The 9,312-nt window shown below is 71.2% G+C and carries 9 protein-coding genes; 5 read left to right on the top strand and 4 right to left on the bottom strand.

The window, feature by feature from the left end:
* The 3 genes from JHD21_RS01625 to JHD21_RS01615 form a co-directional block, all read left to right on the top strand.
* Positions 1-959, top strand: a 959-nt coding sequence (locus tag JHD21_RS01625) for an ATP-binding cassette domain-containing protein (RefSeq protein WP_365695326.1), incomplete at its 5' end; no start/stop codon positions are given.
* Positions 956-1,738 carry an ABC transporter permease gene (locus JHD21_RS01620; RefSeq protein ID WP_292671114.1) on the top strand — a complete coding sequence of 261 codons (783 nt, stop codon included), beginning with the start codon at positions 956-958 and terminating at the stop codon, positions 1,736-1,738. The genes JHD21_RS01625 and JHD21_RS01620, both read left to right, overlap by 4 nt.
* A gap of 89 nt (positions 1,739-1,827) precedes the next feature.
* Positions 1,828-2,598 carry an SDR family oxidoreductase gene (locus tag JHD21_RS01615; protein WP_292671113.1) on the top strand — a complete coding sequence of 257 codons (771 nt, stop codon included), beginning with the start codon at positions 1,828-1,830 and terminating at the stop codon, positions 2,596-2,598.
* Between the two features lie 14 nt (positions 2,599-2,612).
* On the opposite strand, the gene ileS is transcribed toward JHD21_RS01615, so the two are convergent.
* The 3 genes from ileS to JHD21_RS01600 all read right to left on the bottom strand — a co-directional run bounded on the left by ileS (position 2,613) and on the right by JHD21_RS01600 (position 6,966).
* Positions 2,613-5,813 carry an isoleucine--tRNA ligase gene (gene ileS / locus JHD21_RS01610; RefSeq protein WP_292671112.1) on the bottom strand — a complete coding sequence of 1,067 codons (3,201 nt, stop codon included), beginning with the start codon at positions 5,811-5,813 and terminating at the stop codon, positions 2,613-2,615.
* Between the two features lie 240 nt (positions 5,814-6,053).
* The gene (locus JHD21_RS01605) at positions 6,054-6,284 is read right to left on the bottom strand and encodes a hypothetical protein (RefSeq protein ID WP_292671110.1); all 231 of its coding nucleotides are present in this window, start codon (positions 6,282-6,284) and stop codon (positions 6,054-6,056) included.
* A gap of 100 nt (positions 6,285-6,384) precedes the next feature.
* On the bottom strand, positions 6,385-6,966 hold the full coding sequence (locus JHD21_RS01600) for a Uma2 family endonuclease (RefSeq protein ID WP_292671109.1): 582 nt from the start codon (positions 6,964-6,966) through the stop codon (positions 6,385-6,387).
* A 106-nt stretch (positions 6,967-7,072) separates the two neighbouring features.
* Between JHD21_RS01600 and JHD21_RS01595 the strand changes: the two genes are divergently transcribed.
* On the top strand, positions 7,073-7,618 hold the full coding sequence (locus JHD21_RS01595; protein WP_292671108.1) for a DinB family protein: 546 nt from the start codon (positions 7,073-7,075) through the stop codon (positions 7,616-7,618).
* Positions 7,619-7,633: 15 nt separating this feature from the next.
* Here the strand turns inward: JHD21_RS01595 and JHD21_RS01590 are convergent, their stop codons facing one another.
* Complete coding sequence (locus JHD21_RS01590; RefSeq protein WP_292671106.1) at positions 7,634-8,194, bottom strand: hypothetical protein; 561 nt, start codon at positions 8,192-8,194, stop codon at positions 7,634-7,636.
* Between the two features lie 162 nt (positions 8,195-8,356).
* Between JHD21_RS01590 and dapD the strand changes: the two genes are divergently transcribed.
* Entirely contained in the window at positions 8,357-9,304 is a 948-nt protein-coding gene (gene dapD / locus JHD21_RS01585) for a 2,3,4,5-tetrahydropyridine-2,6-dicarboxylate N-succinyltransferase (protein ID WP_292671104.1), read from the top strand.
* Positions 9,305-9,312: the final 8 nt, after the last annotated feature.

Raw genomic sequence — 9,312 nt, 5'->3', positions numbered from 1 at the left:
TCGTACGCGATTGGAGTCAGATGACGTCCGCATCACCCGCCCTGCTCGCCCGGGCCCTGCACAAGACCTACGGCGACGTGCACGCCCTCGACGGGTTCGACCTCGAGGTCGCACCCGGGACCATCCACGCCCTCCTCGGCCCCAACGGCGCCGGCAAGACGACCGCCGTCCGCACCTTCGCGACGCTCACCCGCTGCGAGCGGGGCGAGGTCCGGGTCGCCGGCCACGACGTACGCCGGGAGGCGACGGCCGTGCTCCGCGCGATCGGCCTGGTCGGCCAGGCCACCGCCCTCGACGAGGTGCTGCACGGCCACGAGAACCTCGTCCTCCTCGGTCGGCTGCACGGGCTGTCGAAGGCCGAGGCAGCCGCCCGCGGCGACGAGCTCCTGGCGACGTTCGCCCTGGCCGACGCCCGCGACCGCAAGGTGTCGACCTACTCCGGTGGCATGCGGCGCCGCCTCGACATCGCCGCCAGCCTGATCCTCCGGCCCCGGCTGCTGTTCCTGGACGAGCCGACAACCGGACTCGACCCGCGAGGACGAGCCGAGGTGTGGCAGGCGGTCCGGCAGGCCGTCGGCCTCGGCACCACGGTGCTGATGACGACCCAGTACCTCGACGAGGCCGACCAGCTGGCCGACCGGATCACCGTGATGGGGGCGGGCCGGGTCATCGCCGAGGGGACGTCGGCGGAGCTCAAGAGCCGCCTGGGCGGCGACCGGGTGATCGTGACGCCGGGCGCGGACGTCGACCCGGGGGCGCTCGCGGCGCTGCTGCACGGCTCGGTGGACGCGGAGACCCGGGCGGTGTCCGTCGAGGCCGGCCAGGCGGGTGGCACCGCCGCCCTGCTCGGCGTCGTCCGCACCATCGACTCCGCCGGGATCGCGGTCGACGACGTGCTGCTGCGCCGGCCCACCCTCGACGAGGTCTTCCTGCACCTGACCGAAGGAGCCCACCGATGATCGCCACCCTGCGCCAGGGCTGGATCGTGACCCTGCGCGACCTGAAGCACTGGGTCCGCGAGCCGTGGACGCCGATCTTCGGGATCGCGTTCTCCCTGATGCTGCTGCTCGTCTTCGGCTACCTCTTCGGCGGCGCGATCGACCTGCCCGGTGGCGGCGACTACCTGCCCTACCTGCTGCCCGGCATGTTCGCGCTCTCCATGATGTTCGGCGTCGAGACGACGATGGCCGCGGTCGCGGAGGACGCCAAGCGCGGCATCACCGACCGCTTCCGGTCGATGCCGATCAGCGGTGTGGCGGTGCCATTGGGCCGGGCGGGTGCGGACCTCACCAACTCGGCGGCGCAGCTCGCGGTCCTCGTGGTCGGCGGTCTGCTCGTGGGTTGGCGGGTCGACCAGGGCGTGGGCCGCGCCCTGCTCGCCGTCGCTCTGCTGCTGTGGCTGAGGTTCGCGGTGCTCTGGATCGGGATCTTCCTGGGCGTCGTGCTCCGGGGCGAGGGTGGCCAGGTGGCGGTCCAGGTCCTGGTCTGGCCGCTCGGCTTCCTGTCCAACCTGTTCGTCGCGCCCGAGACGATGCCGGACTGGCTGGGCTTCCTCGCGCAGTGGAACCCGGTGTCCGCCACCGCGGCCGCCGCTCGCGAGCTGTTCGGCAACCCCACCGGCATCACCGCCGGCGTCCTCGCCGAGCACGCCGTGCTGGTGGCCTTCGTCTGGCCGCTCGTCCTGACCGCGGTGTTCCTGCCGTTGTCGGCCCGCGCGTACCGCAACCTGTCGCGCTGAGCGACCGCCAGTCCGATGTCCGTTTCCCGCCGGAGACCTGGGCCCGATTCCCGCCAGCGCCGGGGCCTTCGGCGGGATGGACTGTCTCCGTGAGCGCAGAGAACACCGACACGACGATGACAACCACGAGGGTCGCCCTGGTGACCGGGGCCAGCCGCGGGATCGGGCGGGCCACCGCCCACCGGCTCGCCCGGGACTGCGGCCACGTGATCCTGGCCGCCCGCGACGTGACCCAGGTCCGGGAGGCTGCCGACCGGATCAACCGGGAGGGCCGCTCAGCCTCGGCGCTGCGGTTGGACGTCACCGACGACGCCAGCGTGAGAGCGGCCGCCGACCACGTCGCGGCCAGGTTCGGGCACCTCGACGTCCTGGTCAACAACGCAGGCGTGCTCCCGGAGGCCACCCACCCCGACCCGGCCGAGGTCGTCGACGTCGGCATGTTCCGGCAGACGTTCGACACCAACCTCTTCGGCGCCGTCGCCGTGCTCGAGGCCTTCCTGCCGCTGCTCCGCACCAGCCGCGCCGGCCGGATCGTCAACGTCACCTCGACGATGGGGTCGCTGACCGACCAGACCGACCCGGGATCGCCCTACTACGGCACGGTCGTCCCGGCGTACCAGTCGTCCAAGGCCGCGCTGAACAACGTGACGATCGCGCTCGCCAAGTCGCTCACCGGCACGTCGCTCAAGGTCACCTCGGTGTGCCCGGGGTTCGTCCAGACGGACCTGACGCCGACCAGCCGGGAGCAGGCGCCACTGACCGCCGAGCAGGCTGCGGAGGTGGTCCACCGCGCCGCCACGCTTCCCGCGGACGCCCCTTCGGGGACGTTCGTCGACGCCCAGGGCACGGTGCCCTGGTAGCCGCCCGGGGAGCGCTACGCCTTCGTGACCGTCACCTGGGGCTCGCCGTCGGGGCCCGGCCGCACGTCGTACGACGTCGCCAGGGTCTCGGAGGTGATGAGCGGCTCGTGCGTGCGCGCGGCCGCCTGCACGGCGTCCGAGCCGGCGATGGTCAGCGCGATCCGGTCGGAGACCTCCAGGCCCGCGTCCCGGCGGGCCTGCTGGACGGACCGGACCAGGTCGCGGGCCAGGCCCTCCTCGGCGAGCTCCGGGGTGACCTCGGTGTCGAGCACCACGAAGCCACCGCCGGGCAGCATGCCGGTCGCGATGCCCGCGTCCTCGGAGCCCACGACGGTCTCGAGGGTGTACTCGCCCTCCTCGAGGGCGAACCCGCCCGCGATGACGGTGCCGTCGTCGGCCACCGACCAGTCACCGGACTTGGAGCCCTTGATGGCGTGCTGGACGTCCTTGCCCAGGCGCGGGCCGGCCGCGCGCGCGTTGACGTTGAGCCGCTGCGAGACGCCGTACGCCGCCGCGTCGGCCGAGTCGGCCGCCAGCAGGCGCACCGCCTTGACGTTGACCTCGTCCGCGACGATCCCGGTGAAGGCCCGGAGCGAGTCCGGGTCGTCGACGACGACCGTGAGCGAGCCCAGCGGCAGGCGGTTGCGCAGGCCGCCGGCCTTGCGCAGCGCCGAGGTGGCCGAGCAGACGTCCTGGACCTGGTCCATGGCGGCGACCAGGGTGGCGTCGGCCGGCAGCTCCTCGGCCGACGGCCAGTCGGTGAGGTGCACGGACCTCCCTCCGGTCAGCCCCCGCCAGACCTCCTCGGTCGTCAGCGGCAGCAGCGGCGCGGTGACCCGGCAGACGGTCTCGAGCACCGTGTAGAGGGTGTCGAGGGCCTGCTGGTCGCCCTCCCAGAACCGGTCGCGCGAGCGCCGGATGTACCAGTTGCTCAGCACGTCGACGAAGTCCCGCGTGGAGTCGCAGGCGTCCGCGATCGCGTAGTCGTCCATCTGTGCGGTCACCCGCTCGACGTACTGGCGGCACTTGGCCAGCAGGTAGCGGTCGAGCGGGTCCGTCGACGCCGTCGACGGGGACCCCTCCTTGCCCGCGGCGTTGGCGTAGAGCTGGAAGAAGTACCAGCTGTTCCACAGCGGGAGCATCACGGTCCGCACCGCGTCCCGGATGCCCTGGTCGGCGACGACCAGGGTGCCGCCGCGCAGGATCGGCGAGGCCATCAGGAACCAGCGCATCGCGTCCGCGCCGTCTCGGTCGAAGACCTCGCTGACGTCCGGGTAGTTGCGCAGCGACTTCGACATCTTGTTGCCGTCGGAGCCGAGCACGTAGCCGTGGCTGATGCAGTTCTGGAACGCCGGACGGTCGAAGACCCCGGTGGCCAGGACGTGCAGCGTGTAGAACCAGCCCCGGTTCTGACCCGAGTACTCGACGATGAAGTCGGCCGGGAAGTGGTGCTCGAACCACTCCTCGTTCTGGAACGGCACGTGCACCTGGGCGAAGCTCATCGAGCCGGAGTCGAACCAGACGTCGAGGACGTCGGTGACGCGGCGCATCGTCGACCGCTCCCCCTCGGGACGCGGGTCGTCGGGGTTGGGCCGGGTGAGGTCGTCCACGTAGGGCCGGTGCAGGTCCGGCTCGCCCGCCCGGTTGCGTGGCAGCCGGCCGAAGTCCCGCTCGATCTCCTCGAAGGAGCCGTAGACGTCGATGCGCGGGTAGGCGTCGTCGTCGCTCTTCCACACCGGGACGGGCGATCCCCAGAACCGGTTGCGGGTGATCGACCAGTCCCGGGCGTTCTCCAGCCACTTGCCGAAGGAGCCGTCGCGGTTGTGCTCGGGCACCCAGTTGATCTGCTGGTTGAGCTCGAGCATCCGCTCCTTGAACGCCGTGACCTGCACGAACCACGACGACACGCCCTTGTAGATCAGGGGCTCGCGGCAGCGCCAGCAGTGCGGGTAGCTGTGGTCGTAGGTCTCGCGGCGCAGCAGCACCGTGCCGGGGGTGACCGAGCCGCTCTGCTCCCCCCGGGTGGCGGCCTTGAGGTCGTCGATGATGTGCAGGTTGGCGTCGAAGACCTGCATGCCTGCGTAGTCGGTGACCGGGTCGGTGAACCGTCCGTCCTTGCCGACCGGCATCACCGCCTCGATGCCCTCACGGTCGGTCACCTCCTTGTCGACCTCACCGAACGCGCCGGCGCTGTGCACCAGCCCGGTGCCGTCGGTGGTGGTGACGGCCTCGTCGGCCGGGACGACCCGGAACGCGTTCTCGTGACCGGCGTAGTAGGTGAACGGCGGCGCGTAGGTGAGGCCGAGCAGGTCGGCACCCGTCCCCCGCCAGACGACCTCCGGCTCGCCCTGTCCGTCGGGGGCCAGCTCCCGGGCGTACGCGGGCAGCCGGGCCTCCGCGAGCACCAGCCGGTGGCCGTCGTGCTGGACCGCCACGTAGTCGATCTCGGTGCCGACCATGACCGCGAGGTTGCTCGGCAGCGTCCACGGCGTGGTCGTCCAGGTCAGCAGCAGGGCGTCGCGGAGCGGGCCGTCGGAGGTGATCCGGAAGCCCACGGTGACCGCCGGGTCCTGGCGCATCTTGTAGACGTCCTCGTCCATGCGCAGCTCGTGGTTGGACAGCGGCGTCTCGTCGTTCCAGCAGTAGGGCAGCACCCGGAAGCCCTCGTAGACCCAGCCCTTGTCGTAGAGCTGCTTGAAGGCCCACATGACCGACTCCATGTAGTCGGGCTCGTAGGTGCGGTAGTCGTTGTCGAAGTCGACCCAACGGGCCTGGCGGGTGACGTACTCGCGCCACTCGGCGGTGTACTTCATCACCGAGGCGCGGCAGGCCTCGTTGAACTTCTCGATGCCGAGCTCGAGGATCTCGTCGGTCGTCTTGATGCCGTTGAGGCGCATCGCCTCGAGCTCGGCCGGCAGCCCATGGGTGTCCCAGCCGAACCGGCGCTCGACCCGGCGTCCGCGCATGGTCTGGTAGCGCGGCACGACGTCCTTGACGTAGCCGGTCAGCAGGTGCCCGTAGTGCGGCAGTCCGTTGGCGAACGGCGGTCCGTCGTAGAAGACGAACTCGTTGGCGCCGTGCTCCCCCGCCTCCCGCTGGTCGACGCTCGCCTGGAAGGTGCCGTCCTTCTCCCAGAACTCCAGCACCCGCTCCTCGAGCTCGGGGAAGCGCGGGCTGGACGGGACGGGACCGTCGCCGGACTTGGGGTAGCTCATCGGTGTCTCTCTGTCGTCGTCTCGTGTGACACGAGGACGACAGGGCTGCCGCGGTACCACCTCGCTTGCCCCGCCGGAGCGGGACCGCTTCGTTCACGGCTGTGACGGGCCTACCCGTCCGGTTCTAGTGACCCCGGTGCTGCTGGGGCGTTCTTCCGGAGGCTCGCCGCTGATGACGGCTCGAGCGCCTGTGCCACCAGCGTACGGGTGGCGCCACCTCCGTGCCGAATCGAATTGCCGTCAGCGCATCAGGTCGACGGCGACGCTGGCGGTCCAGTAGCTGTCGGGCCGGGTGCCCGGGCGCACCCGGGTGAGCGTCCCGACCGCGCCGCTGGTGACGTCCCAGACGAGGAGGCCGCGGGTCTCGTCGTAGAAGAACAACGAGTCGTCGTCCAGCCACCCGCGCGGGAACCCAACGCCGGCACGCAGCCGGGCCACGGGTGCCGAGGTGTGGTTGTCGACGACGACCACTCCCGGACGTCGGCACGCTCGCCATGAGCAACGTCGGAAGCCCACCACGCGCCATGTGTGTGAGACGCCGCATCTGGCCGGTCGGTTGTGTGGGCACCCTTCAGGTGCGCAGGATCTGCCGCAGGTCGACCGACACCGGACGGCCCGCCACCACGGCGGTCACCTCTGGGTGCTCGTCATCCAGCACGACGAGCGTGAACCAGCCGTTCGCCTCGTTACGCATCACCTCGAGGGTGCGTTGCTCCGGGTCGAGGATCCAGTAGTGGCCGATCCCGAAGTGGGCGTACTCGGCGGACTTGACGAGCACGTCCTCGGACTTGGTCGACCGCGACAGAACCTCGGCCACCATGAGCGGGGGTTCGGACACCCAATCGTCGGCGGGTGCGGTGTCGACGACCATGAGGTCCGGCAGGCGCACGAGGTCCTCGGACATACGTAGCTGAACCTCGGTCACGACGTGCAAGTCCGGGAGCGCATCAAGAAGGACGGCTCCCAACCGGAGAGCGCTCCTGCCGTGGTCGAAGCTCGGCGGCGCGTTCATGATGACCGCGACGCCGTTGACCCACTCCGCGCGAGGCCGCTCCGGGAGCTTGAGGTACTGCTCCCAGGACATCGGCACCCGCTCGAGCGGGTCGTCGTGCCGGACCACCACTGGGCCGTCCTCCTCGGGATGACGTGACACATCGACGCTCCCTCCAGTGTGGACCCGGGTCGAAGGCCACGCCAGGTTCTGCCCGCTGGCCGACAACTCGCTTGCCACGTCCACAGCGCCCCGGTTGGCTCGAGGAATGAGTGACATGTGGACCGAGGACGGCCAGGACCCCCGCACCTACGACAACCCGCAGGGCGAGAAGGAGACGTACGTCGAGTACCTGCGCAACTACCGGCTGACGCTCGGCCTGAAGTGCGACGGCCTGACCCCCGAGCAGCTGGCGACCCGGAGCGTCCCGCCGAGCACGATGAGCCTGCTCGGCCTGGTCCGGCACATGGCCGCGGTCGAGCACAGCTGGTTCCAGCGGGTCGCGCAGGCCACCGGGGAGGACCGGCTCTACCGCACGGAGGAGGACCGTGACCTCGACTTCAACGGCTCCGTCGGCACCCGGGAGTGCGTGGACGACGCGTTCGCGACCTGGCGGCGGGAGATCGCCAAGGCCGAGGAGTGGCTCGACTCCGTGCCCGAGTCCGACTACGGCCGCGAGGTCCCGATCCCGGGGCGCGATTCCGAGGTCGTCAGCATCCGGGACATGGTCGTGCACATGATCGAGGAGTACGCGCGGCACTGCGGCCACGCGGACCTGCTGCGGGAGTGCATCGACGGGAGGACCGGCCAGTAGCCGGTGTCCCGCGGCTCAGCTCATCGAGTCGAGCGGCGTGGGCTCCGGAGCCTCGACCTGGTCGCTGCCGCCCTGGGGGCCGCAGTGCGGGCACCACGGCTGCAGGCGGCGGTGGGTCACCCCGCTCTGCATCAGGTAGACCAGGCTGGCCAGGGACGCGAGCCAGAGCAGCATGGCCGGCGCCCGGAGCGGAGGTGGCGCGACGAGCGGGAGCAGGCAGGCCACGAGGATCACCACGAGGTACCAGGTCGCGGTCCGGCGCTCGGCCAGCAGGTGCGCCGTCGCCAGCCGCCGACGGTAGGTCTCGGCCTCGAGCGCCGGGTTGAGGGGGAAGTCGGCGACACAGCGCTCGCACAGCGCGCGGTCGTGCTTGCGCATCTCGACCAGGGTCACGACCATCAGTGCGATCACCGCGAGCGAGACCAGCGTCTTGCCACCGGGTGGGTAGGACACCGGCAGCACCGCCAGCAGCGCCATCGTGCCGAGGACCCCCGCGAAGATCCTGGGGCCGGAGTGCCCCCATCGGCTGGCCTGGGCAGGCTCGTGCGCCCAGTCGTCACCAAAGATCTGTGCCATGCCCTCGCCCCCCAGCGCGGCTCGTGAAGAGGCCAGCCAACCACAGGAGGCGCGCGCGCAGAAGACCGGTTCGCCGAAAACCGGGACACAGGCGGGCGCGCTGTGCTAGAAGCCCATCCCTCGCTGCCCGCCGTCCGGGGTCTCGCCGTAGAGTCAGGCTCCGTGACTGACGCACCGACCGCAGCCTGGGGACACGGGATCGCGACCCTCGACGAGCGCGGCTCCGTGCTGGACATCTGGTTCCCGGCGCCCGCGCTCGGCGCTCCGGACGGCACCGTCGTGCCGGACGAGCTCACAGCCCTGGCCGGCACCGACGACGTACGCCGGGTGACCCGTGAGGTGCGCACCGTCGAGGTCCCCGACCTGCAGCAGCCGCCCGCGAGCACGGACGACGCCTGGCTGCGCCTGCACCTGCTCAGCCACCGGCTGGTCGCACCGCGGACCATCGCGATGGACGGCATCTTCGGGGTGCTCACCAACGTCGTGTGGACCAACGCCGGGCCGTGCGCCGTGGAGGGGTTCGAGTCGACCCGGGCGCGACTGCAGGCAGCCGGACGCCTGGTGACCGTCTACGGCGTGGACAAGTTCCCCCGGATGGTGGACTACGTCCTGCCGACGGGGGTGCGGATCGCCGACGCGGACCGGGTCCGGCTCGGGGCGCACCTGGCCGAGGGCACGACGGTGATGCACGAGGGGTTCGTGAACTACAACGCCGGCACGCTCGGCGCCTCCATGGTCGAGGGCCGGATCTCGGCAGGTGTGGTCGTCGGCGACGGCTCCGACGTCGGCGGCGGCGCGTCGATCATGGGCACCCTCTCCGGCGGCGGCAGCGAGGTCATCTCGGTCGGCAGGCGCTGCCTGATCGGCGCCAACGCCGGGATCGGCATCTCGCTGGGGGACGACTGCGTGGTCGAGGCCGGCTGCTACGTCACCGCGGGCACCAAGGTCACGGTCACCGGTGCCGACGGCACCCCGACGGTGGTCAAGGCGGTCACCCTCTCCGGCGCGGACCACGTCCTCTTCCGGCGCAACTCGGTGACCGGCACGGTCGAGGCGGTCCCGTGGCAGAGCGACGGCGTCGCTCTCAACGAGGCCCTGCACGCCAACTAGGGCGCGTC

It is taken from the genome of Nocardioides sp., from assembly GCF_016462705.1.
Taxonomy (GTDB): domain Bacteria; phylum Actinomycetota; class Actinomycetes; order Propionibacteriales; family Nocardioidaceae; genus Nocardioides.
This window is presented reverse-complemented; position numbering and strand designations above follow the sequence as displayed.

Excerpts from the sequence above, each read along its gene's own strand:
- JHD21_RS01620 (WP_292671114.1), top strand. The coding sequence starts at position 956 with ATGATCGCCACCCTGCGCCAGGGCTGGATCGTGACCCTGCGCGACCTG.
- ileS (WP_292671112.1), bottom strand. The coding sequence starts at position 5,813 with ATGAGCTACCCCAAGTCCGGCGACGGTCCCGTCCCGTCCAGCCCGCGC.
- JHD21_RS01595 (WP_292671108.1), top strand. The coding sequence starts at position 7,073 with ATGAGTGACATGTGGACCGAGGACGGCCAGGACCCCCGCACCTACGAC.
- JHD21_RS01590 (WP_292671106.1), bottom strand. The coding sequence starts at position 8,194 with ATGGCACAGATCTTTGGTGACGACTGGGCGCACGAGCCTGCCCAGGCC.